The organism is Martinezella lusitana (assembly GCF_014207095.1).
In the GTDB taxonomy this organism is placed as follows: Bacteria; Pseudomonadota; Alphaproteobacteria; order Rhizobiales; family Rhizobiaceae; genus Rhizobium; species Rhizobium lusitanum_B.
On the sequence record NZ_JACHBG010000008.1, the window covers coordinates 172,917 to 196,687 of the forward strand.

A 23,771-nucleotide genomic window follows, 5' to 3' on the forward strand; every position below is an offset into this window, starting at 1 on the left:
CCATTGTAGTTGGTAATTTATTGCACTAAATGCAAGTTTGTAATTAGTGAAAATATGCAATGGAAAAATCACGCGGTAGCCCTTGCATATCAACGCTTTTCGGCCGCCTAATGGCGTGGCACGCCTTTGAAATGCCACGCTGCTCGGTCCTCATCGCATACTCATTCGAATCGCAGCCGGAGATTGGATTCGCGGAATGACCACAAAGACATCATGTGCCGATTTCGTGCGGTTTTTCCGCTCCTGGGTCAGCGATCCCATGCGGGTCGCGGCAGTTGCGCCTTCGGGCGAACGGCTGGCGAAGCTGATGACGCAGGAGATCGATCCGTTGGGCGGTCCCGTGCTCGAACTTGGCCCCGGCACGGGTGTTTTCACCCACGCCTTGCTCGCCCGCGGTATTCCGGAAAATGCCCTTACGCTGGTCGAGTTCGGCGAGGAGTTTGCGGTTCGTTTGCGCGGCCGCTTTCCGGAGGCGCGGGTCGTGCGGATGGACGCGGCGCAGCTCGGCGATTGCGGCCTCTTCGATGACGCCCCTTTCGGCGCCGTCGTCAGTGGCTTGCCGCTCTTGTCCATGCCGCCTTCGAAGGTTGCGGCCATTGTCGGCGGTGCCTTCGAATCGATGAAGCCGGGCGGGGCCTTCTATCAGTTCACTTATGGTCCTCGCTGTCCTATTCCGCGGACGATTCTGGAAAGTCTCGGCTTGAAGGGCACCCGCATCGGCGGCACCGTTCGCAACATTCCGCCCGCCGGCGTCTACAGGATATCGCGGCAGAATCCGATGGAGCTCTCGATTAGCGGCTCCAAATATCGTAGCACCGAGGGGAATGTCGGCGTCGGGGCATTTGCGCAGGAAGCCGGCAAGGCCGATACGGGACGGCCCGAAGCCAATGCATAGCGGGGAAACGAATGGCGGATCTGCCTGGCAGCGATAGCGCGGTGAGGGAAGGCCGGCGCGAACGGAAGCGCCGCCAGACCCGCGAGCGCATCGAAACCACGGCATTGAAACTCTTCCTCGCACGCGGCTTTGACGGCACCACCATCGAAGATATCACCGAGGCCGCTGACGTCTCCAAGCGCAGCTTCTTCGACTATTTCCCGAGCAAGGAAGATGTCGTCGCCGCCTGGCAGGATGGCTTTTCGGACGCATTGATCGCAGCCGTCGCTGCCCAACCGGCAGAGGCGTCGCTCGCTGAAGTCATCGAGGCGGCCATCAATGCGGCTCTGCACGCCGCCATTTCCGATCCGCAGCACCTTGCCATTGCGGTCTTGATCCACAACACGCCGGCGCTTCGTGCGCGCGATCAGCTGAAATATTCAAAGCTTGAGAGAAAGCTCGTGGATGCTCTGCAAGCCCGCAGTCGCGGTGGTGACGAGGAGCGGTTTCGGTTGAGCGTGCTTGCCGCTGCCGTCGTCAGCATGCTTCGCATCGGCGGCGAGCGTTGGAATGGCGGGCGGCAAGAGATTTCGCTGGAGCGGTTCGCGCCTGAGATGTTTCGCGAACTTTGGACCACGCTTGCCGATCTTGGCGTACTGGCACGGCAGCATCTGCCCGCCGATTGATCCCCGGAAAAGCCTCTGATCGACCGCTCGTTGCGGCTGCATCGATGGAGGCATGCCGAAAAGATCAGGTCATCAAGCGGCCGTGCATTGCATATGCCGGATAGCAGACCCATCTAGTCTGTGGTCGCGACCTCAATCCCCCCTTCGCGAACAGCTCGATTTTCTCGACAAATCCCGGCCGCTTCGACGCCGGGAACTCCATCTATATTCAGATCAGTAAAGGGACAGAACCATGTCAGATTTCGACGCAGCCAAGTCCGGTCAATTCAAGATCGGCGGCGACCTTCCCGTCCATCGTCTCGGCTTCGGCGCCATGCGCATCACCGGTGCCGGCATATGGGGGGAGCCGGACGATCATGACGAAGCCGTCCGAACCCTGAAGCGCCTGCCGCAGCTCGGCATCAACTTCATCGACACGGCCGATTCCTATGGTCCGGACGTTTCCGAGCGCCTGATCAAGGAAGCGCTTCACCCCTATGGCAAGGATCTCGTCGTCGCCACCAAAGGTGGCCTGACGCGAACCGGTCCGAATGTCTGGGTGCCGTTGGGTCGTCCTGAATATCTTATCCAGCAGGCGCATAAGAGCTTGCGCAATCTCGGTGTCGACCGGATCGACCTCTGGCAGCTTCATCGTATCGATTCCAAGGTGCCTGCCGCCGAGCAGTTCGATGCCGTGAAGTCACTGCTCGACGATGGCATCATCCGCCATGCGGGCTTGAGCGAAGTCTCCGTCGCCGAGATTGAGGCCGCTTCCAAGCACTTCAAGGTGGTCACCGTGCAGAACCGCTACAATCTGGTCGATCGCACCAGTGAAGATGTGCTCGACTACTGCGAAAAGCACGGCATCGGCTTCATTCCGTGGTTCCCGCTTGCTGCGGGCGATCTCGCCAAGGAAGGTTCGCTTCTCGACACCATTGCCAAGAGACATGGCGCCGCACCGAGCCAGATCGCACTTGCCTGGGTGCTGAAGCGCAGCCCGGTCATGCTCCCGATCCCCGGAACGGGCAAAGTCAAGCATCTCGAAGAAAACACGGCAGCCGTCAACATCGTGCTTTCGGATGAGGAGTTCGCGGCGTTGGATGCCGAAGGAAAGAAAGCCTTCAAGGCGGCGTAGAGCGCGTCGCTCCGGCAGACGGAGCTAAAGCAACAAACTGGAGGATGTGAATCTCCGATCTTCAGTCCGTAGCGGCTTTAAAATAGGCGACGGCAAGCCCGGCTTGCCGTTGCTATGCGGAATTTTCCGTATAGGTGGGTAAAAGCAATGCGTTGGGCGCAATGCTGCATTGCGAAAGATAGTCTGTTCACGACTCTCCGGGCGTTATATTTACCCCTTCGAAGGCAGCGCATCTCCTCCTCCCAGCGCGCCTTCATTGATTGGCAACACTCCTCCTCCCAGTTGCCAATCCGGATCAAAGAGCCTGACGCATCCTCCTCCCGCGTCGGGCTCTTTTTTTATCCAGCACCTCCCACTTTCTTCCTGTATCGCATGCTTTCCGTTCGGCCGTGGCGTTGCGCCTTTGCAATGCTGGTGCGAATTAGCATTGTTTCATCTGGCCCGGGATCGGTCTCTTTGCTTGCGCCACGGACGCTGATGCGTAGAGTGGCGCGGTAGTAAGGCGTTAAAGAAAGGTTGCATGATGCAGCGTATGGCGAGTTCGGGCCGACGGAGAAGAGCCTTTTTCCGAGCTGTCGCCATTGCCGTGACGCTGTCGCTGGCGGCCTGCGGCCGTCCCGTCGGGGTCATGCGGCCAGTCAGTGAAAACGTGCCCGGAACCTCGAAGGTCGATCTGCTGGTCGCTACAACACGCTTGCCGGACAAGGATCCGGCGATCCTGTTTTCGGGCGAACGCGGTCAGGGGCTGAAGATCGACGCCGTCAGCATCTCTATTCCGCCGGAAGCCAACCGTAAGGTCGGCCAGGTGCAATGGCCGAGCCGCTTGCCCGGCAACCCCTTGAAGAACTTTGTCACCCTTGCGGTCAAGCCGCTCGCGACCGAAGCGGACGGCCGCGGCTGGCTGCATGCGGAATTGCCGAAGAACAAGCGCGTGCTGATCTTCGTACATGGCTTCAACAATCGGTATGAGGATGCTGTCTACCGCTTTGCGCAGATCGTGCACGATTCCCACGCCGAGGTCGCACCAATCGTCTTCACATGGCCGTCGCGGGCGAGCATCTTCGACTACGCCTATGACAAGGAAAGTACGAACTATTCCCGTGACTCGCTCGAAGAGCTGCTCCGCCGGGTCGCCGCCGATCCCGCTGTCGGCGATATCACGGTCATGGCCCACTCGATGGGGAGTTGGCTCGCCGTCGAATCTATCCGCCAGATGGCGATCCGCAACGGCAGCGTTACGCCGAAGATCAAGAACGTTATCCTGGCTTCGCCCGATCTCGATGTCGACGTCTTCGGGCGGCAGTTCGCAGCGCTCGGTAAGGACAAGCCGCATTTCACCCTGTTCGTCTCGCGTGACGACCGGGCCCTTTCCCTGTCGCGTCGCATCTCCGGCAATGTCGACCGTCTCGGCCAGATCGATCCGGCGGCCGAGCCCTATCGCAGCGAGTTGGAGAAGCAGGGCATCACGGTGCTCGATCTCACCAAGCTCAAGACAGGCGATGGTCTGAACCACGGCAAGTTTGCCGAGAGCCCGGAAGTGGTGAAGCTCATCGGTGCCCGGCTGATTGCCGGCCAGACGATCACCGATTCCGATGTCGGCATCGGCGATGCCGTCGGTGCGGTTGCGCTTGGCGCCGCGCAGACCGTCGGCAGCGTTGCCGGCGCGGCCGTCAGCGCCCCGATCGCTATCTTCGATCCTCGCACGCGTGAGAATTACGGAGAGCAGTGGCGCCGTGTCGGTGCCTCGGCGGGCAATACGGTCGGCTCTCTCGGCGATAGCGTCGAAGCGACGGGCAACAATGTCGGCGAGACATTGCGGCAATAGAGTTCCGATCGCGCATCGGATTCGTTCTCCAAAAGCCGATAGCCAGTTCGCTCAAACTGATATATCACAGAGTCGCGCCATATCGGACATGGCGACACTTTGCGGGCGGGCTTCGGCATGGGCGAAAACAAGCGTACGGTTCTGATCGTCGGCAGCAATACCGCATCGGGCCGGCATCGCGTTGCCGCCGCGAGGAGTCGAGTATGTTGTGCAAAAATGCGGATCGGTCTTGCGACGTCCACGTGCGCAAAATCGAAGACCCGACGGGAGTTTGCATTGCCCGATCTGAATGAAAGCAAAAGAAAACCCCGCCTATCAAAAGGCGAGAAGATAAAGCGGCTTGTATATTTCTGCTTATTCTTTGCGGCGTGCTTCACTCTCGCTGCCTTCTTCGACACGCCGTGGATAACCAATGTTCTAGGCTGTTTGGTAGTTGGCGTCGGCGCTGGTGAGATTAACGGGATAAGTGTCCTGACGCTGCTTTCGCGCAATCGCGATGAAAACGATGAGAATGAACATTAGAATGAGAAGCAAGTCTCAGAGATAGCGACGCGCTTCAGACCCGCAACACAAGGCATTTGTCTTGCTGGTCGATGGCAACATTACGCGACAGGTTTGATTGGAGTAGATGAGATGAGATGGAAGCGCACGATCCAGTTGCTGGATGTCCATTGCGAAGGCGAAATCGGTAAGGTTGCCATCGGCGGCGTGCCGAAGATCCCCGGCAACACCATCGCCGAGCAGCTGCATTGGCTGAACACCGACCCGAAGGGTCAGGAACTGCGTCGCTTCCTCGTGCTGGAGCCACGCGGCGCGCCGATTGGCTCCGTCAACCTGCTGCTGCCGGCCAAGCATCCCGACGCCGATGCCGGTTTCATCATCCTGCAGCCCGACCAGGCGCATGCAAGCTCCGGCTCGAATTCCATCTGCGTGACTACGGCACTGCTCGAATCCGGTATCGTCGAGATGAAGGAGCCGGAAACGGTCGTCACGCTCGATACGGCAGCTGGCCTCGTTCGTGCCACGGCGACGTGCCGCGACGGCCGTTGCGAGAAGGTGCGGTTGACCATGGTGCCGTCCTTCGTTCATGAGCTCGATGTCGAGCTCGACACGCCGCAATGGGGCAGGATCAAGCTCGACCTTTGCTATGGCGGCATCTTCTATGGTCTGGTCGATGTCGGCCAGATTGGCCTGAAGATCGAAAAGGCCAATGCGGCTGCCCTCGTTCAGGCGGGCATGGTCATCAAGGATGCGATCAACCGGGCGATGACGGTGGTTCATCCGGAAATTCCGGCGATCTCGGGCGTTGCCTATGTGATGTTCCGCGACATCGATCCCGATGGCGCCATCCGCACCTGCACGACCATGTGGCCCGGCCGTGCAGACCGCTCACCCTGCGGCACCGGCAATTCCGCCAATCTGGCGACACTGCATGCCCGCGGCAAGGCCAAGGTCGGCGATGTCTTCAAGTCCCGCTCGATCATCGATTCCGAATTCGAGGTCGGCCTGCAGGCGGAGACCGAAGTTGCCGGCAAGGCGGCCATCATCCCAACGATCACCGGCCGCGGCTTCACCTTCGGTCTCAGTCAGGTGGCGCTTGATCCTTTCGACCCGATGGCGGAAGGCTTTGCCATGACGGATGTCTGGGGGCCTTCGGCAGGCGATATTTGAGGGGATAGGGCCATTGGCTCCTATCGTCTGGGGAGTTCTGCCCCTCACCCTAACCCTCTCCCCGCACGCGGGGAGAGGGGACTAACTCCGCATTCTCGCCTAAGCAATAGGCTGGAAAGAAGGCCGCAGGTGCGCCCATCCCCTTCGCCCCGCAAGCGGGGAGAAGGTGGCCGAAGGCCGGATGAGGGGCTTTTCGGTGCGGTCCCGTCTACACCTCCGGATAAATCACGCCCTTGCGCAGAATGATGTTGCCATAGAGCCGCGGCTCGCTGGTCTGGATCAGCGCATGCGCCTGCTTCACCCGCTCGTAGAATTCCGCCGGTAGCAGCGGCACGACCCGGATGTCGGGCACATGTCGGGCGCAACACTCGATCATCTCTGCGTGAACGGGATCGACCGCGTCGCGGTCCTGGCGGACCGTCGCCCGGAAAATTGCCTGCGGCACGAAGTCGTCGATCGGCAGCACGCTGAGTACCGCATCGAGCACACGGATCACGCCATGGCCGTCGAGGCGGATGAGGCGACGTGCGTGTTCAAGACCGGGATAATTGCCGTCCACGAGGGCGATTTCGTCGCCATGGCCCATGGCGCGCAGGGTCGCCAGCAAATCCGGGCTCAATAGCGGGTCAATGCCCTTCAGCATGCTCTATCTCCTTGAAAAGAACGTTCTGGTCGATCAGGTAGCGCGCGAAGATCGGCAGACTGGCGCCGCCGATGGCGCGGGCCTGTGGCCCCACAGCACCCTCGACAATTTCGGGCATGACGACACCCTGCAGATCGAGTTCGGCCGCCGCCTTGATGGTCGCCCGCACCACGCGCTCGCGCACCCAGTCGGGGAAACCGCCATCGATGACGGCAGCGCTGAAATCGATGACCGAGGCGGCCGCGACAATCGCCTGAGCCAGGGCCTTTGCCGTGTCCTGGATCCAGATTTCCAACGGCTCGCCGAAATCGACCCAATTATCCGCCGAGTACCACAGGGGGCGCGGATCGAAGCCGTGATCCCTCAACAGATTCTCCAGCACGAAGATCGAGGCAATCTCCAGAAGCTGGCGGTTCTCGCCGTTGCGGCCGCGCACGGGCAGGGGGCCGAGCGCCCCGGCCGTTCCCGTCCGACCGACAAAGATTGACGAATTGAGGACGATGCCGCCGCCGATAAACGAGCCGATGAAGAAATAAACGAAATCGGGGTAGTGCGAGCCGACGCCGAAGACGAGTTCTGCGCCGCAGGCGCTGGTGGCGTCGTTCTGCAGGAAGACAGGATGGGCAACGCGCGCGGCGATTTCGGCCCGCAGGTCAAATCCGCGCCAGACATCCATGGCTCCCGGCGGGGCGCCCACCTGCTCGGCCCAGTTCCATAGCTCGAACGGCGCTGCGACCCCCATGCCGGCGATCTTGCCGCGTTGCTCTTCGCTGAGCCTGCTCTCCAGCTCTTTGATGCCGGCAATGATGAAGGCGATGATGTCCTGCGGCAGCGGGTAGGGATAGGTCTGATGCAGCTGCATCCGGATGCCGCCGACGAAATCCATCAGCACCAGATCGGCGCTGCGCCGCCCGATCTTCACACCGAAAGAGAGAACGGCGTCGGGATTGAGCCGCATCGGAATGGATGGCTGGCCGACGCGTCCGCGCACCGGAGCATCGCGGGACAGCAGCCCATCCTTCTCCAGCGCCCGCATGATGACGGAGACCGTCTGCGCTGACAGCCCGCTGCGTCGAGCGATATCGGCCTTCGACAAGGCGCCGTGACGGCGCACGAGCGACAGCACGAGCCGCTCGTTATGGGCGCGCACGCCAAGCTGGTTCGCGCCCCCGCTGGGGTCGAGAATCGCTGGCGTTGTGGGTGTGTCCTCCGGGTCGTGCACGAGAGACATGGGCCTGCTCCTTCCATCATGGCCATGCCTGATATTTTTCCAGAATGCCATATCGAATTAATAATTCAATCCGATTTATTTATTGACAGCCGGAAATCTTTAGGCTCAGATATAGGGGTCGAGGATGCGAACATGGCCTTGGAGGAGGTCCAACGGAAACAATCTGACAGGCATTTCGCATCTCTACGCCGGGCTTCGGCCCGTGACTGCCGGGGGATCCGGCTTTTCAAACATCGGGAGGATTGAATGAAGAAATCTGTTATTTCCGCAGCGATCGCCGCTCTGGCGCTCGGCGTTGCCTTCGCAGCCCCTGCCAAGGCCGCCGGCGTATCCGCCTGCCTCATCACCAAGACCGATACCAATCCCTTCTTCGTCAAGATGAAGGAAGGCGCGACCGCCAAGGCCAAGGAACTCGGCGTGACGCTGAAGTCCTATGCCGGCAAGATCGATGGCGACAGCGAAAGCCAGGTTGCGGCGATCGAGAGCTGCATTGCTGACGGTGCCAAGGGCATCCTGATCACTGCATCCGACACCAAGGGCATCGTTCCCTCGGTCAAGAAGGCGCGCGACGCCGGCCTGCTGGTCATCGCGCTCGACACACCGCTGGAGCCGGCCAATGCGGCTGACGCGACCTTCGCAACCGACAACCTGCTCGCCGGTAAGCTCGTCGGCCAGTGGGCCAAGGAAACGCTGGGCGACAAGGTCAAGGACGCCAAGGTCGGCTTCCTGGATCTGACGCCGTCACAGCCGTCCGTCGACGTTCTGCGCGACCAGGGCTTCATGATCGGCTTCGGCATCGACCCGAAGGATCCGAACAAGATCGGTGACGAAACCGATAAGCGCATCGTCGGCCATGACGTCACCAACGGCAATGAAGAAGGCGGCCGCAAGGCCATGGAAAACCTTCTGCAGAAGGACTCCGGCATCAACGTCATCCACACGATCAACGAACCGGCAGCAAGCGGCGCCTATCAGGCTCTGAAGGCCGTCGGCCTCGAAAAGCAGGTGCTCATCGTCTCCATCGACGGTGGTTGCCCGGGTGTAAAGTCGGTCAAGGATGGCACCATCGGTGCAACCGCTCAGCAATATCCGCTGATGATGGCCGCTCTCGGCGTCGAGGCGATCAAGAAGTTCGCGGACTCGGGTGAAAAGCCGAAGCCGACCGAAGGCAAGACGTTCTTCGACACCGGCGTCTCCCTGGTGACGGACAAGCCGGTTCCCGGCCTGAAGTCCATCGACACCAAGGAAGGCCTCGCAAAGTGCTGGGGCTAAGCCCTTCACGCTTGTGATATAGTCCCTTGGGGAGCCGCGTCATGCGCCTGCTGGCGCGGCTCTTCACAAAGGGAGCAGACAATCGCAACAGTCATGTCGGTCGGGTTCATATCCTGGCTGGCTCCAACAGCCGGCGGTTTCCGCGCGTCCGGCGCGGTGGCGGAGGAACAAAATGTCCGGAGCACAAGAATTCGAACGTGTTCTCGATGGCAGCGACAAGAAGGTCGCGTCGTTCGAGGACAATAGGGTCTCTCTTCTGAAGCGAGTGCAGCATTTTCTGCACTCGACGCCAGCGGCGGTGCCGTTGATCGTCCTGGTGATGGCGATTGTGATCTTCGGCATCGCCATCGGCGGGAAGTTCTTCTCCGCCTACACGCTCACGCTCATCCTGCAGCAGATCGCCATCGTCGGTATTCTCGGCGCGGCCCAAACGCTGGTCATCCTGACTGCCGGCATCGATCTCTCCATCGGCGTCATCATGGTCATCTCCTCGGTTGTCATGGGCAATGTCGCCGTGACCTACGGCCTGCCGACGCCCATCGCCGTGGTGGCCGGCCTGATCGTCGGTGGCATCTGCGGATTGCTCAATGGCTTCCTCGTCGCCAACATGAAGCTGCCGCCGTTCATCGTGACGCTCGGCACGTGGAATATCGTCATGGCGACGAACTTCATCTATTCCGCCAATGAAACCATCCGCGACACTGACGTCGATGAGAAGGCGCCTCTGCTGCATCTTTTCGCCACCAGCTTCCGTGTCGGCGGCGCGGTGCTCACCCTTGGCGTCATCGCCATGGTACTCCTGGTCATCGGCCTCTGGTACGTTCTCAATCACACCGCCTGGGGCAGGCATGTCTATGCCGTCGGCGACGATCCGGAAGCAGCGAAACTCGCCGGCATCCAGACCAAGAAGGTGCTCCTTGCGGTCTACGGCGTTTCGGGATTGATTGCCGCTCTTGCCGCCTGGGTCTCGATCGGCCGCAACGGCTCGGTGTCGCCGTCCTCCGCCGTGACCGATTTCAATCTTCAGGCAATCACTGCAACCGTCATCGGCGGCATCTCGCTTTTCGGTGGCCGCGGTTCGATCCTCGGTACGTTGTTCGGCGCCATGATCGTCGGTGTTGTGTCGATGGGCCTCAACATGCTTGGAGCCGACCCGCAGTGGAAGGTGCTTCTGACCGGCGTTCTCATCATCGGCGCCGTCGCGATCGATCAATGGATCAGAAAGGTATCGGCATGACCACGACCGTCGAACCCATCCTCACTGCCCGCGGTCTCGTCAAGCGTTATGGCCGTGTGACCGCCCTCGATAATGCCGATTTCGACCTCTATCCCGGCGAGATCCTCGCCGTGATCGGCGACAACGGTGCCGGGAAATCCTCGCTGATCAAGGCGATTTCCGGTGCGGTCATTCCGGACGAGGGCGAAATCAAGCTCGAGGGCAAGGCTGTTCACTTCCGCTCTCCGATGGAAGCACGCGAAGCCGGCATCGAGACGGTCTATCAGAACCTCGCTTTGTCGCCGGCGCTCTCCATCGCCGACAATATGTTCCTCGGCCGCGAAGTGCGTAAACCCGGCATTCTCGGCTCGGTATTCCGCATGCTCGACCGGCCGGCAATGGAAAAGCGCGCGCGCGACAAGCTTTCCGAACTCGGCCTGATGACGATCCAGAATATCAATCAGGCGGTGGAAACGCTCTCCGGTGGTCAACGTCAGGGCGTGGCCGTGGCACGCGCCGCAGCCTTTGGTTCCAAGGTCGTCATCATGGACGAGCCGACGGCCGCCCTCGGCGTCAAGGAAAGCCGTAAGGTTCTCGAACTCATCCTCGATGTTCGCGCTCGCGGCTTGCCGATCGTGCTGATCTCGCACAATATGCCGCACGTTTTCGAGGTGGCGGACCGCATTCATATCCATCGCCTTGGACGACGCCTGACCGTCATCAATCCCAAGGATTACACCATGTCCGATGCCGTCGCCTTCATGACCGGCGCCAAGGCGCCGCCGGTGGAGAACGTCGCCGCATGAGTATTTCTCTCGAGAACATCGCCGGCGAGATCATTGCTCGCGCCGGCGACACCAGGCGGTTTCTGGTGGCGATCGCCGGACCGCCCGGCGCCGGCAAGTCGACACTGGCGGAGAATGTCGCAAAGGCGCTGCAGGCCAGGGGTGAAAGCGCCGAGGTCCTGCCGATGGACGGCTTTCATATGGACAATGCCGTCCTCATCGAAAAAGGCCTTTTGAAGCGGAAGGGTGTGCCCGAGAGTTTCGACGTGCGCGCCTTCCTCGACATCGTCAAGGCCGTGCGCGCTGCCGATCAGGAAGTGCTGGTGCCGGTCTTCGACCGCTCGCGCGAGCTTGCCATCGCATCCGCTCGTATCGTCTCGCCCGAGCATCGCTTCATCGTGATCGAGGGCAATTACCTGCTGTTCAGCCAGGGGAAATGGGCGGAGCTTGAGGGCGTTTTCGATTATTCGATCATGCTTGCGCCGCCGATCGAAGTGCTGGAAGAGCGGCTCTGGGCGCGCTGGCGGGGCTATGACCTCGACGAAGAAGCCGCCGGCGCCAAAGTCTATGGCAACGATCTGCCGAACGGCCGGCTGATTCTCGAAAATCGCCGCCAGGCGGACGTCACCATCGATATCGTTCAGGACTGACCTCACGATCATTTAACTGCCGTCGCGGATTGTTTTGCGATGCTGGTTGGTGCTATCGAAGCGCGATATCATCAAGCATGATCCCGAAGGCCATGAAATCGCCCTCGGATGAGTTCGTGCTCACATTCCAGAGGTCGCGCCCATGCAAAAGCTCACCATCCGCCGTCCTGACGACTGGCATCTGCACCTGCGGGATGGCGCCATGATGGAAGGCGTGATCGGCGACACATCGAGGCATTTTGCCCGCGCCATCATCATGCCCAATCTCGTGCCGCCCGTGGTGACGACAGCGGACGCGACAGCCTATCGTGAACGCATCATGAAGGCATTGCCGGCGGGCGATCGCTTCCAGCCGTTGATGACGCTCTACCTCACCGAGCGCACAAACCCCGACGATGTCGAGGAAGGCAAGAAGAGCGGCCTGATCACCGCCGTCAAGCTCTATCCAGCCGGCGCGACGACCAATTCCCACGGCGGCGTGCGCGATCTGAACAAGGCAATGCCGGTGCTGGAGCGCATGGCGAAAATCGGGTTGCCGCTCTGCGTTCATGGCGAGGTGACGACGCCCGACGTGGATATTTTCGATCGCGAGGCAGTCTTCATCGAAACCGTTCTCGATCCGCTGCGTCAGCGCCTGCCTGAGCTGAAGGTGACGATGGAGCATGTGACCACGTCGGACGGCGTGGACTACATCAGGTCGGCAAAGGCCAATCTGGCAGGCTCGATCACGACGCACCACCTGATCATCAACCGCAACGCCATCCTCGTCGGCGGCATTCGCCCGCACTATTATTGCCTGCCGGTCGCAAAGCGCGAGAGCCATCGCCTGGCGCTGCGCGCAGCAGCAACCAGCGGCGACGCCAGGTTCTTCCTCGGCACGGATTCCGCGCCGCATGTCGATCCGCTAAAGGAGTGTGCCTGCGGTTGCGCCGGCATCTACACCTCGATCAACACCATGAGCTGCCTGGCGCATGTCTTCGAGGAGGAGGGCGCGCTGGACAAGCTCGAGGCTTTCGCATCCCTGAACGGGCCGGCCTGGTACGGGCTGCCTGTCAACGACGATAACATCACTTTGGTGCGTCGCGCCGAGGCTGTGACGTTCCCGGCGAAGATCGAGACCGGAGCCGGTCTGGTGACCGTTTTTGACCCCATGTTCCCGCTGCATTGGGATGTTGAAATCTAATTTAGTACTTACTTATATAAATAATTCTGAGTGATGCGCAGTATTGGCGGTAAAATATTCGTGTTTTGCCGCCAAATGGCACGTATATTTTGTTGAAATCTATTTTCTTTATTAATTGCTGTAACCAATTTGATACCTGTTGAGGACTAGCGTGGCATCGATCCCTACGGTCATGATGAAACCGTTGAAAGAGCATGATGCTGGTTGATTATAACTCACTCCTTCTCGCTCTTGGCGTTTCCGCATCCTGCCTTGCGGTTACGTTGGTGGGAAGCTGGTTTTCTCGCCGGCCCGATACCTTTCTTCTGACATGCTCTGCCGGCCTGGTGCCGCTGGTGGGCGGCATTTTCATTTACGGCCACTATGTCGACAAGCCTCGCCCCATCTTTGCCATCCTGACGTTTGTCCTGTTTTTCATCGGCTTCTCGACGATATGGGTAGCCGGCTATCAGTTTCGCACGCGCCGTCTGTCCGCGCGGCGGTTTTTTCTCGGATGCCTGATCGGTATAGCTGCGTCGGTTGGACCGATGCTCGCCGGCTATGATGGGTTGGCCTTCATCGGCGACAACCTCGTGATCGCCGCATTGCTGCTCCTGACTGCGCGCGAGTACTGGCTAAGCCGGCGTGAGGCGCCGACGCCGCTTTACGGCATTACCGCGCTCTATACGTTGACCGCAATCTCCTTCTGCCTTTGTGCGGCGGTGCTCATTGCCGATGGCAAGTTTGTGCTCGGCCGCGCGCCAGACAATTGGGCGGAGGATTTCAGCCTTGCAGTATGCATCGCGGGGATGACCGGCATCGGTGCGCTCTCGCTCGCCTTGCATCAATGGCGTCAGGCGGCATTGCATCGCCAGGAGGCGATTACCGATTCCCTGACGGGATTGCTGAATCGCCGCGCGCTTTTCGATCTTCACGGGCGACGTACGTTCGGCCCATCCATGGCCGTCATCGTCTTCGACATCGATCGTTTCAAGACGATCAACGACCAGTATGGCCATGCTGCCGGCGATCTCGTGCTCAAGCTTTTCGGCCAGGAATTGTCCGTGGGGCTGCGCTCTTCCGATACCGTTGCCCGGCTCGGCGGCGAAGAATTCGCCCTGGTGCTCGACAATACGTTGCCCGGCCGGGCCGAGCAGGTTGCCGAGCGGGTGAGGGACGCTTTTGCCGCGCGATCGATCGAGGTCGACGACAAGATCGTGACCTGCACCGTCAGTGCAGGCGTTGCCACCGGTACCGTCAAGGGGATCGGTTTCGACGACGTTCTTCGCGCCGCCGACAAGGCGCTCTATGAGGCAAAAAGAAACGGCCGCAACCGTGTCGAGGTCGCGGCCTATCTGCACGCCGTCTAGCCGATAAAATCGCTCGGACTGGCTGGCGACTATTGTCTCCAGATGTTCAGAACAGGGCTTTTACGAAAGCGCAGGCGGCCAAAAGAGAAGCGACCGTGCGGACATGGTTCCACTGCGTCCAGTCGCTGAGATAGGTCGCCCACAGCTGCGCGGCTTCGGCGGTATGTCCGTCTGCCTTGGCGAGGGCGTCATTGAGCGGCACGTTGAACACGATGGTCGACAGGAAGCTTGCGACGATGTAGAGCACAGCGCCCGTCAGCATCATGACGCTGGCGGTGCCCCGCCAGTTGAGAAAGGCCATGACGGCGATGAAAAGCGACAGCGCCGCGGCCAGCAGGAACACTGCAATGAAGGGCGAGCGGACGATCGTGACGTTGATCGATTGCATCGCGGCGATCCCCTGGTCGACGGGGAGGCGTGCGAAGGACTGCATGACGAAGGTCGAGAAGGCGAAGTAGACGCCGGCGAGAAGGCCGCTGCTAAGTGCTGCGATGATGAGGGCGATATTCGTGATCGGAAAGGTCATGACTGGGCACTCCAGATGCCGGTAGCGGCGGTTTCGTGGGCATAAGTGGAAAAGTCTTTTGCTGGCCTGCCGAGGATCTGGCTGACGCCATCCATGACAGGTGAGTTGCGGCCATCGAGTACCTGTGTGAAAAGCTCACGCAGGAGATCGGTGACCTCTTGCGGCAGGCCGTAGGCAGTCATTTCGGCGATGAAGGCATCGATGGGAACAGTTTCGTAGCCGATATATCTGCCCGATGCCAAGGCGGTTTCGGCAACCGCCTGGCGAAATGTGAGGGCGCGCGGCCCGGTCATCTCGTACATCTGGTTGCGGTGGCGCGGATCGACAAGACACTCCACGGCAGCGTCGGCAAGATCATCGGCATCGACGAAAGGCTCCGCGACATTGTCGGCCGGCAAGGCCAGCTTTCCCTGGAGAAGCCCGTCAACGAAAGCGCCTTCGCTGAAATTCTGGTTGAACCAGCTGGCGCGCAACACCGTGTAGTCTATTCCGGCCGCTTTTAATCTCTCTTCACTACGGATCGCGCCATCTTCGCCACGGCCCGAGAGCAGAACGATGTGCTTCACGCCGGCTTCGATCGCCGTCTTCGCAAATGCCGCGATCGCATCCGCCGCCCAGGCGACGGCAAGGTCTGGCTGGAATGTGACGTAGGCGGCGGAAGCGCCTTCCAGAGCCTGATGCCAAGTGCTGCGATCCTGCCAATCGAAGGAAGGCGTCGTCGAACGCGAGGCGGCCCGAACCTTGATGCCGCGCTTTTCCAGTCGCTCGGCGACGCGACCGCCGGTCTTTCCCCGCCCACCGATAATGGCAACAGTCGAGTTCTGCATCTGCATTTCAAACTCCTTCTGGGTAAAATGTGATAAATTCTCTCATTTGCGAAATGTGATAAACTCTCTTATATTGCTTGTCAACAGCCACAGGCAGGGAATGACATGACGCAAGAACCGATCGCGAGACGCAGGCGCAGCAAGGAGGAGGCAGGCACACCGAGGCGCATACCCAGCCAGCAACGCGGTCGCGAGCGAGTGGATCTCATCCTTTCGGTGGCATCCGAGCTCATTGCGAAAAATGGCAGCGATGCGCTGCGCATGGGCGAGATCGTCGAGAAGGCCGGCGTATCCTTCGGCTCGCTCTATCAATATTTCCCGGACAAGACGGCGATCATCCGCGTGCTGGCCGAACGCTACAATGATCAGGGGCGGCAATGCGTCGAGGATGAGCTGGCCGCGATCACAAGCCGGGATCAGCTCCAGGCTGCGCTCGGACGCATCGTCGATGGCTACTACGCCATGTTTCTGGATGAGCCTGTCATGCGCGACATCTGGCATGCCACCCATGCCGATAAGCTGCTGCAACAAATCGATGCCGAGGATATGGAGTGGCATTCCCAGGCCTTCCTGACGGTTCTCGAACGTCTCTGGCCGGAGCGCGATCATTCCGAACTGGCAAGAACTGCCCGGCTGACGATGCAGCTGGTCGCCGCCGCCGTCCGCTATGCGATCTCGATCGAAAGGGAGGAGGGCGACAAGGTGATCGCGCTGTTCAAGACCATGCTCCCCGCCGATCTCGGTATTGATCGATAAGGGTACGGGTCGCCTCTCGCGCGCGGATGTTGGCAAAAGCGTCTATTCGTCTGGAAACCCGGGCCGCTTGCTGCTATTGCCGCTGGAACATTAGCGCTGCGAAGGAGGCCCCCGCATGACCCAGATGACATTTACCGATCGCGCCGTCATGGCTGAGTTGGTGGCAAAGATGCTTTGGGAGATCAAGGCGGTCCATTTCAGCGCCGACAAGCCCTATAAATTCGCCTCCGGCATGGCGAGCCCGGTCTATATCGATTGCCGCAAACTGATCTCCTATCCGCGCATCCGCTCGACGGTCATGGACTTTGCCGCCAGCACCATCGTTCGCAATGTCGGCTTCGAGCAGTTCGACTGCGTGGCCGGCGGCGAGACGGCGGGCATCCCCTTTGCCGCTTTCCTGGCCGAGCGCTTGAACCTGCCGATGATCTATGTGCGCAAGCAGCCGAAGGGCCACGGCCGCAATGCTCAGATCGAAGGCGATATGAAGGACGGCGCGCGCGTGCTCGTCATCGAGGATCTGACGACGGCCGGCGGCAGCATGTTCACCTTCGTCGATGCCATTCGCGCAGCCGGCGGCATCGTCGACCATGGCATGGCGCTGTTCTACTACGGCATCTTCCCCGAGGCTGTGGAACGCTTTGCCAATAAAAAGGTCCGCCTTCAGCATCTCGCTACCTGGCGCGATGTGCTTGCCGTCGCCAAGGAACAAAAGTTGTTCGACGACAAAACGCTCGGCGAAGTCGAGGCTTTCCTCAATGCGCCGCTCGCCTGGTCGGGCCGCAACGGCGGTATTTCGGAGCTGCCCACAAACTGACGCTTTGCTTTTGCAGTGAATCTATCTAATCGATTTATGTGACTGGATAAGACAGACGCGCTCTTTGGGAGGCCGGAATGATTTTGTGCTGTGGCGAAGCTTTGATCGACATGCTGCCGCGGGATACGACGCTGGGCGAAAAGGGCTTTGCGCCCTATGCCGGCGGCGCCATCTTCAACACCGCGATAGCGCTCGGGCGTCTCGGCATCCCCACGGGCTTCTTCACCGGCATCGCCGATGACATGATGGGCGAGATCCTGCGCGAGACTCTGTCGGCCTCCAAGGTCGATTTCAGCTATTGCGCCATCACGCCGCGGCCGAGCACGATTGCCTTCGTCAAGCTCGTCAACGGCCAAGCGACCTATGCCTTCTACGATGAAGGTACGGCTGGCCGCATGATCACCGAGGCGGATCTTCCGACGCTCGGCGACGATTGCGAAGCCCTGCATTTCGGCGCGATCAGCCTGATCCCCGATCCCTGCGGCGCGACCTATGAGGCGCTGATGAAGCGCGAGCATCAGAGCCGCGTCATCTCGCTCGACCCGAACATCCGTCCCGGCTTCATCAAGGACAAGGCCGCCCATATGGGCCGCATCAACCGGATGGCAGCCATGTCCGACATTCTCAAGTTCTCGGATGAGGATCTGGAATGGTTCGGCATTGCAGGCAATCACGATGAACTCGCCGCTCATTGGCTGAACCGGGGCGCCAAGCTCGTCGTCGTCACCAAGGGTGCGGAAGGCGCGACCGGCTACACAAAGTCGTTGAAGGTTCCGGTTCCGAGCGAGCGCGTCACCGTCGTCGATACGGTCGGGGCTGGCGATACCTTCGATGCCGGCATCCTGGCATCGCTGAAGATGAACAATCTGCTGACCAAGGCACAGGTGGCTTCACTCAACGAGAAAGCATTGCGGGATGCACTGGCTCTGGGCGCCAAGGCTGCGGCAGTCACGGTGTCGCGCGCTGGTGCCAACCCGCCCTGGGCGCACGAGATCGGGCTCTAAGCAGCTCGACTTTCAAACCTTCCAATAAAAGAGCCCGCCTGATGCTTCAGGCGGGCTCTTCTGTTTCCGATGAAGATATTTACTTCGCGCGGCTTGCCAGCGCAGCCACCAGCCCCTGCGTCGAGGAATCGTGGCCGGCAGCGCTTTCCTTGCCTTCGATGACCGGGAGCAGGCCCGTTGCCAGTTCCTTGCCGAGCTCGACGCCCCACTGGTCGAAGGAATTGATGCGGAAGAGCACGCCTTCGACGAAGACGCGGTGCTCGTAGAGAGCGATCAGGCGGCCGAGCGCATAGGGCGTCAGCTTGTCATAGACGAAGGTGATCGACGGACGGTTGCCGGTGAAGACGCGGTGCGGTGCGATGAAATCGGCCTTTTTGTCGTCCATGCCCTTAGAGGTGAGCTGTGCCTTGGCTTCCTCAAAGGTGCGGCCCTTCATCAGCGCTTCCGACTGCGCCAGGCAGTTGGCCATCAGAAGCTGGTGCTGGTGACGCAGGTTCGGCTCGAAGCCGTTGGCGGCGATCATGAATTCTGCCGGGATGACGCTCGTGCCCTGGTGGATGAGCTGGTAGAAGGCGTGCTGGCCGTTGGTGCCGGGCTCGCCCCAGACGACTGGGCCGGAATTGCCTTCAACCGGCGTGCCATCGATGGTGACGCCCTTGCCGTTCGATTCCATATCGAGCTGCTGCAGATAGGCCGGGAAGCGCGACAGGCGCTGGTCATAGGGTAGGATTGCGCGCGTCGGATAGCCGAGCACATTGCGATGATAGAAGCCGATGGTGCCAAGCAGCATCGGCAGGTTTTCCTTGAATGGTGCCTTGCGAAAATGGTTGTCCATCGCATGCGCGCCGTCCAGGAACTTGCCGAAATTTTCCGGGCCGATCGCGATCATCAGCGGCAGGCCGATGGCCGACCAGATCGAGTAGCGGCCGCCGACCCAATCCCAGAAGCCGAAGACGCGCTCGCTGTCGATGCCGAAGGTGGCAACCTTGTCGAGCGCCGTCGAGACGGCGGCGAAATGATGCTGCACGGCAGCTTCGCCGAGCGCGTCGGCGATGAACTTGCGCGCGGTCTGAGCGTTCGTCATCGTTTCGATGGTCGTGAAGGTCTTCGAAGCGACGATGAACAGCGTTGTTTCAGGCTTAACGAGCTTCAGGATATCGGCGATATGCGCGCCGTCGATGTTGGAGACGAAATGCGAGCGCGGACCGTCATGGAAGGGAGCAAGCGCCAGGGTCGCCATGACCGGGCCGAGATCGGAGCCGCCGATGCCGATATTGATGACGTCGGTGATTGCCTTGCCCGTGGAGCCCTTCAGCGCGCCGGAGCGGATGCCGTCGGCAAACTTGCCCATGGCGGCGAGAACGCCGTTGACGTCAGGCATCACGTCCTTGCCGTCGACCAGCACCGGCGTGTTGGAGCGGTTGCGCAACGCGGTGTGCAGCACGGCGCGGTTTTCGGTGAAGTTGATGGCGACACCCGAGAACATTTCCTCGCGCTTGGCCGCGACGCCACCTTCGGCTGCTAGTTTCTCGAGAAGGGCGAGAATATCGTCGTTCACCGCCGTCTTGGAGTAATCCATCAGCAGGTCGTCGAAGGAGGCGCTGAAGTGGGAGAAGCGTTTGGGATCGGCGGCGAAGGCGGCGCGGATATCCGTGACCTTCGTTGCCGACGCAGTGCTCTTCAGTTGATCGACGAGGGCGTTCATGGGAGGCTCCTTGCGGTTCGCGTAGCCGGCTGTCAGACATGGCTGGACGCTTTGAGTTTGGTCGCGGAAACTATTCCCTATGTAGGGCGTAAATCAAGTTCACCTATCGTCCAAAAAGAAAAAAGGCCGCTCGCGGATTAAGACGAGCGGCCCCTTGAATGGCATGGAATTATGTCAGCCGCGCAACTCCTTGCGCAGGATCTTGCCGACATTCGATTTCGGCAGTTCAGTGCGGAATTCGATGAAGCGCGGGCGCTTGTAGTTGGTGAGGTTTTCCGCGCAATGAGCCTTCACATCCGCTTCCGTTAGGGCGGGATCCTTCTTGACGATGAAGAGCTTAACCGCTTCGCCGGAATGCGGATCGGGTACGCCGATCGCAGCCGCCTCCAGAACCCCCGGATGCACGGCGGCGACTTCCTCGATCTCGTTGGGATAGACGTTGAAGCCCGACACCAGGATCATGTCCTTCTTGCGGTCGACGATCTTGGTATAGCCGCGCTCGTCCATGAAGCCCATGTCGCCGCTGCGGAAGAAGCCATCCGGTGTCATCACGCGCGCCGTCTCTGCCGGCTGCTTCCAGTAGCCTGCCATGACCTGCGGGCCGCGGATGCAGATTTCTCCGACCTCGCCGAGCGGCAACGAATTACCGTTCTCGTCGCGAATGTCGAAATCCGTGCCTGACAGCGGCAGGCCGATCGTACCGGTAAATTCCGGGCTGTCGAAACGATTGGCGCTTGCGACCGGTGACGTCTCGGAAAGGCCGTAGCCTTCGGTGATCCAGGCGCCCGTCAACTTCTGCCAGCGCTCGGCGACCGGCCGTTGCACCGCCATGCCGCCGGCGAGCGTCGCCGTATTGGACAAATCGAGCTTGGCGAATTCGGGATTGTTCATCAGGGCGTTGAACAGGGTGTTCAGGCCGGGGAACATGTCGAACTTGTATTTGCCAAGTTCCTTGATGAAGGCCGGTATATCGCGCGGGTTGGCGATCAGCACATTGTGGCCGCCGAGCGACATGCCCATCAGCGAGTTCACGGTCAGCGCAAAGATGTGATAGAGCGGCAGGGCGCAGACGAAGGTCAGCTGCTCGGGGCGCGGCTTGTTGATGTAGGCCGATTCCAACCAGAGCAGCAGTTGCTGCTGGTTGGCGAGCAGATTGGAATGGGTGAGGATCGCACCCTTTGCAACACCCGTTGTCCCGCCCGTATATTGCAGGAAGGCGATGTCGCTGCCCGTCAGCTCGGATGGCTTCAGCGGCAGGCGCGCGCCCTCGGCGATCACGGCCTTGAAGTTGCGATGGCCGGGTATGGACCAGGCCGGCACCAGCTTCTTCACCTTTCGGACGATGAAGTTGACGATGTGACCCTTGAGGCCAAGCATGTCGCCAAGCGAGGTGACGACGACATGGCGAACATCCGTATGCGCCAGAACCTGCTCCACCGTATGAGCGAAGTTTTCCAGGACGAAGATCGCCTTGGCGCCGCAATCGCGCAGCTGGTGCTCGAGTTCGCGTGGCGTATAGAGCGGGTTCACGTTGACGACGACAAGGCCGGCGCGAATGATGCCATAGGTGGTAACGGGATTTTGCAGCACATTCGGCATCATCACGGCGACGCGGTCGCCCTTCTTGAGGCCGAGGCTTTGCAGCCATGCGGCGATCTTGCGCGTTTGCGTATCGAGATCGCGATAGGTGATCGGTTTGCCCATGCTGGTGAAGGCGGGGCGACCGCCGTAGCGGGCGCAGCTCTCCTCCAGCAATTCGACGAGTGATGCATGCTCCAGCGGCGGCAGTTCTGCCGGTACGATATCCGGATAGGACGCCAGCCAAATCTTCTTGACCTGCGGTCTATCCGAAGGAGCGGAGATTGAATTCATGCGCACTTCCTCCTTTACGCACCATCACCACGCCCCGCCATGTTCAACGGCGGTTAGGTAGAGTGTCATCGCGCGACTGAAAAGTCTCCCGCTTTTCATGGCGCTGCAGCTCTCGCTCTCAACTAAATCACTCGAGCGCTTCGAAAGCTACAATAACCTTGACGTAAACGTCAATATTTCTTGTGCGCTCACGTTTTTTTACGGTTTTGAAAAAAATGCTGGAACTTTTACCATAACGGAGCGTTAATGTTCCCGTGGGCGTAAACCCATCGGAGCATCGTGCTGCCTCAAAGAGCAGATCGGACGCTCCAAAGTTTATGTGAAGCGTATCCAAAAGGAGGTGCGCACATGCATAAAGAGAGTGCCGATATCCATGGCCGTGACCTTTACATCAAGGACATGTCGATGCTGGTTGCTTGCGACCGCGTCGAAGGCTCCCGGGTATTCGGCTCCGACGGCAAGCAGATTGGTCATATTGAACGCCTGATGCTTGAGAAGAGCGATGGACGCATTGCTTTTGTCATTCTGAGCTTCGGCGGCTTTTTTGGCATCGGTCAGGATCACTACCGGCTGCCTTGGGAAAAGCTGCGCTATGATGCCCGCATAGACGGCTATCGGGTCAGCATGACCAAGAACGACATCGAAAAGGCGCGCCGCTTCGCCAGCAAGGATGAACACGACCACAAGGATCATGGCCACAAGAGCCACGATTATTTTGGCGTGCCCCCCTATTGGATGTGAGTGCGTTGACGGAGCTGACAAGTTAAGCCCCGCCGAAGCGGGGCTGTGTTTTGTCTAGCTCTATAAAAACCGACCATGCCGTTGCACGACCTCGATCTTGTAACCGTCGGGGTCGGTGACGAAGAAAAGCAACGCAAAGAGTTTCCCATCGCGATTGAGCTCGACGATCTTGCCGGGATTTAGCCCGAGCTTCGTCATGCGCTCATGCTCGTCCTTCAATTCGTCGACGGAGACGGCAAGGTGGCCGTAGGCGTCACCCAGCGCGTAGGGTTCTGTGCGACCCTGGTTGACGGTCAGCTCCAGCTCGAAGCCGGTCTCGGCATTGCTGAGATAGATCAGGGTAAAGGTTTCGAATGCGACGCGGTCGGCAATCTTCAGACCGAAGGCCTTGCCGTAGAAATCGACGGAGCGCGCTTCATCGAGCACGCGGATCATCGAGTGAATTATCTTGGCCATCAGGATCTCCATCGGTTGCATCAATTTTCCACCAGAAGCCAATGCCACCGGCGCCCGTTGAAGGCAAGCGCGGGGAAAACCGCTGCGCCTGGTGATCGGGGGTTTCTGGATGCCGTTCCGTCTGCTTTACTCCGCAGCGCTCAGACATAGGCTCAATGGGGAGACGCCATGTACTACGCTATTCTGGCCTATCACGAAGAAGGCATCGTTGAATCATGGAGCGAGGAGGAAGATGCCGCGCTCATGACGGACTTGCTTGAGGTCAATGATCGTCTGGTCGCTCAAAAATCGCTCGGTCCCGCCGCGCGGCTCGGCTCGACGCAAAACGCCGTCACCTTGCGTGGCAAAGGCCCGGGAATTGTCATTGATGGCCCGTTTGCCGAAACCAAGGAAGAGTTGCTCGGTTTCTACGTGGTCGACTTCCCGTCGATAGAGCGGGCGGTCGAGGCCGCACGTGAATTGCGCCGTGCCAATCCGACCGCTGTCTATGAGATCAGACCGATCTCGCTCTACGTGCCCGGCGCGTCCTTGCCATCAGGCGAAGGCAACTGACCGGTTTTGAATGAACTGA

At 60.0% G+C, this 23,771-nt stretch carries 24 protein-coding genes; 17 read left to right on the plus strand and 7 right to left on the minus strand.

Features of this window, described 5'->3' with window-relative positions:
- Positions 1-196: 196 nt before the first annotated feature.
- From GGD46_RS18710 to GGD46_RS18735, 6 genes are all read left to right on the plus strand, one after another.
- A complete protein-coding gene (locus GGD46_RS18710; protein WP_184706596.1) occupies positions 197-895 on the plus strand; it encodes a class I SAM-dependent methyltransferase in 699 nt (232 codons plus the stop codon).
- An 11-nt stretch (positions 896-906) separates the two neighbouring features.
- Positions 907-1,560 (plus strand): TetR/AcrR family transcriptional regulator, encoded by a 654-nt coding sequence (locus GGD46_RS18715; RefSeq protein WP_184706598.1) that lies wholly within the window; start codon positions 907-909, stop codon positions 1,558-1,560.
- A gap of 232 nt (positions 1,561-1,792) precedes the next feature.
- Entirely contained in the window at positions 1,793-2,674 is an 882-nt protein-coding gene (locus tag GGD46_RS18720) for an aldo/keto reductase (RefSeq protein ID WP_184706600.1), read from the plus strand.
- Between the two features lie 520 nt (positions 2,675-3,194).
- Positions 3,195-4,499 (plus strand): alpha/beta hydrolase, encoded by a 1,305-nt coding sequence (locus GGD46_RS18725; protein ID WP_246806378.1) that lies wholly within the window; start codon positions 3,195-3,197, stop codon positions 4,497-4,499.
- A gap of 117 nt (positions 4,500-4,616) precedes the next feature.
- A complete protein-coding gene (locus GGD46_RS18730; protein ID WP_184706602.1) occupies positions 4,617-5,021 on the plus strand; it encodes a hypothetical protein in 405 nt (134 codons plus the stop codon).
- A 111-nt stretch (positions 5,022-5,132) separates the two neighbouring features.
- A complete protein-coding gene (locus tag GGD46_RS18735) occupies positions 5,133-6,170 on the plus strand; it encodes a 4-hydroxyproline epimerase (RefSeq protein WP_184706604.1) in 1,038 nt (345 codons plus the stop codon).
- A gap of 208 nt (positions 6,171-6,378) precedes the next feature.
- On the opposite strand, the gene GGD46_RS18740 is transcribed toward GGD46_RS18735, so the two are convergent.
- On the minus strand, positions 6,379-6,813 hold the full coding sequence (locus GGD46_RS18740; RefSeq protein WP_184706606.1) for an RbsD/FucU family protein: 435 nt from the start codon (positions 6,811-6,813) through the stop codon (positions 6,379-6,381).
- Positions 6,797-8,044 carry an ROK family transcriptional regulator gene (locus tag GGD46_RS18745; protein WP_184706608.1) on the minus strand — a complete coding sequence of 416 codons (1,248 nt, stop codon included), beginning with the start codon at positions 8,042-8,044 and terminating at the stop codon, positions 6,797-6,799. The genes GGD46_RS18740 and GGD46_RS18745 overlap by 17 nt, the downstream gene beginning before the upstream one ends.
- Before the next feature lie 246 nt (positions 8,045-8,290).
- On the opposite strand from GGD46_RS18745, the gene GGD46_RS18750 reads away from it, so the two are divergent.
- From GGD46_RS18750 to GGD46_RS18775, 6 genes are all read left to right on the plus strand, one after another.
- A complete protein-coding gene (locus tag GGD46_RS18750) occupies positions 8,291-9,316 on the plus strand; it encodes a sugar ABC transporter substrate-binding protein (RefSeq protein ID WP_184706610.1) in 1,026 nt (341 codons plus the stop codon).
- Between the two features lie 172 nt (positions 9,317-9,488).
- On the plus strand, positions 9,489-10,553 hold the full coding sequence (locus tag GGD46_RS18755) for an ABC transporter permease (RefSeq protein ID WP_184706612.1): 1,065 nt from the start codon (positions 9,489-9,491) through the stop codon (positions 10,551-10,553).
- Positions 10,529-11,338, plus strand: a complete 810-nt coding sequence (locus GGD46_RS18760; protein WP_184706613.1) for an ATP-binding cassette domain-containing protein — start codon at positions 10,529-10,531, stop codon at positions 11,336-11,338. The genes GGD46_RS18755 and GGD46_RS18760 overlap by 25 nt, the downstream gene beginning before the upstream one ends.
- Positions 11,335-11,967 (plus strand): nucleoside triphosphate hydrolase, encoded by a 633-nt coding sequence (locus tag GGD46_RS18765; protein WP_184706615.1) that lies wholly within the window; start codon positions 11,335-11,337, stop codon positions 11,965-11,967. The genes GGD46_RS18760 and GGD46_RS18765 overlap by 4 nt, the downstream gene beginning before the upstream one ends.
- 142 nt (positions 11,968-12,109) lie before the next feature.
- Positions 12,110-13,150: a dihydroorotase gene (gene pyrC, locus GGD46_RS18770; protein WP_184706617.1), complete on the plus strand. Its 1,041-nt coding sequence runs from the start codon at positions 12,110-12,112 to the stop codon at positions 13,148-13,150.
- Positions 13,151-13,347: 197 nt separating this feature from the next.
- Complete coding sequence (locus GGD46_RS18775) at positions 13,348-14,499, plus strand: GGDEF domain-containing protein (RefSeq protein WP_184706709.1); 1,152 nt, start codon at positions 13,348-13,350, stop codon at positions 14,497-14,499.
- Positions 14,500-14,545: 46 nt separating this feature from the next.
- Here GGD46_RS18775 and GGD46_RS18780 read toward each other — a convergent pair whose 3' ends face one another.
- Together GGD46_RS18780 and GGD46_RS18785 are read right to left on the minus strand one after the other, a co-directional pair.
- Positions 14,546-15,025, minus strand: a complete 480-nt coding sequence (locus GGD46_RS18780) for a DUF1772 domain-containing protein (protein WP_184706619.1) — start codon at positions 15,023-15,025, stop codon at positions 14,546-14,548.
- The gene (locus tag GGD46_RS18785; RefSeq protein WP_184706711.1) at positions 15,022-15,852 is read right to left on the minus strand and encodes an NmrA family NAD(P)-binding protein; all 831 of its coding nucleotides are present in this window, start codon (positions 15,850-15,852) and stop codon (positions 15,022-15,024) included. The genes GGD46_RS18780 and GGD46_RS18785 overlap by 4 nt, the downstream gene beginning before the upstream one ends.
- A gap of 105 nt (positions 15,853-15,957) precedes the next feature.
- Here GGD46_RS18785 and GGD46_RS18790 point away from each other — a divergent pair, with 105 nt between their 5' ends.
- The 3 genes from GGD46_RS18790 (at position 15,958) to GGD46_RS18800 (ending at position 18,426) form a co-directional block, all read left to right on the plus strand.
- Positions 15,958-16,608 carry a TetR family transcriptional regulator gene (locus GGD46_RS18790; protein WP_184706621.1) on the plus strand — a complete coding sequence of 217 codons (651 nt, stop codon included), beginning with the start codon at positions 15,958-15,960 and terminating at the stop codon, positions 16,606-16,608.
- A gap of 115 nt (positions 16,609-16,723) precedes the next feature.
- On the plus strand, positions 16,724-17,422 hold the full coding sequence (locus GGD46_RS18795; RefSeq protein ID WP_184706622.1) for an orotate phosphoribosyltransferase: 699 nt from the start codon (positions 16,724-16,726) through the stop codon (positions 17,420-17,422).
- Positions 17,423-17,499: 77 nt separating this feature from the next.
- The gene (locus GGD46_RS18800; RefSeq protein ID WP_184706624.1) at positions 17,500-18,426 is read left to right on the plus strand and encodes a carbohydrate kinase family protein; all 927 of its coding nucleotides are present in this window, start codon (positions 17,500-17,502) and stop codon (positions 18,424-18,426) included.
- A gap of 79 nt (positions 18,427-18,505) precedes the next feature.
- On the opposite strand, the gene pgi is transcribed toward GGD46_RS18800, so the two are convergent.
- On the minus strand, positions 18,506-20,131 hold the full coding sequence (gene pgi, locus GGD46_RS18805; protein WP_184706626.1) for a glucose-6-phosphate isomerase: 1,626 nt from the start codon (positions 20,129-20,131) through the stop codon (positions 18,506-18,508).
- A 174-nt stretch (positions 20,132-20,305) separates the two neighbouring features.
- Complete coding sequence (locus tag GGD46_RS18810; protein WP_184706628.1) at positions 20,306-22,003, minus strand: long-chain fatty acid--CoA ligase; 1,698 nt, start codon at positions 22,001-22,003, stop codon at positions 20,306-20,308.
- A 348-nt stretch (positions 22,004-22,351) separates the two neighbouring features.
- On the opposite strand from GGD46_RS18810, the gene GGD46_RS18815 reads away from it, so the two are divergent.
- Positions 22,352-22,744, plus strand: coding sequence for a PRC-barrel domain-containing protein (locus tag GGD46_RS18815; protein WP_184706630.1), 393 nt, complete (start codon positions 22,352-22,354; stop codon positions 22,742-22,744).
- Between the two features lie 60 nt (positions 22,745-22,804).
- On the opposite strand, the gene GGD46_RS18820 is transcribed toward GGD46_RS18815, so the two are convergent.
- Positions 22,805-23,200 (minus strand): VOC family protein, encoded by a 396-nt coding sequence (locus GGD46_RS18820; RefSeq protein ID WP_184706632.1) that lies wholly within the window; start codon positions 23,198-23,200, stop codon positions 22,805-22,807.
- A gap of 168 nt (positions 23,201-23,368) precedes the next feature.
- On the opposite strand from GGD46_RS18820, the gene GGD46_RS18825 reads away from it, so the two are divergent.
- On the plus strand, positions 23,369-23,752 hold the full coding sequence (locus GGD46_RS18825; RefSeq protein ID WP_184706634.1) for a YciI family protein: 384 nt from the start codon (positions 23,369-23,371) through the stop codon (positions 23,750-23,752).
- The last annotated feature ends 19 nt before the right edge of the window (positions 23,753-23,771 follow it).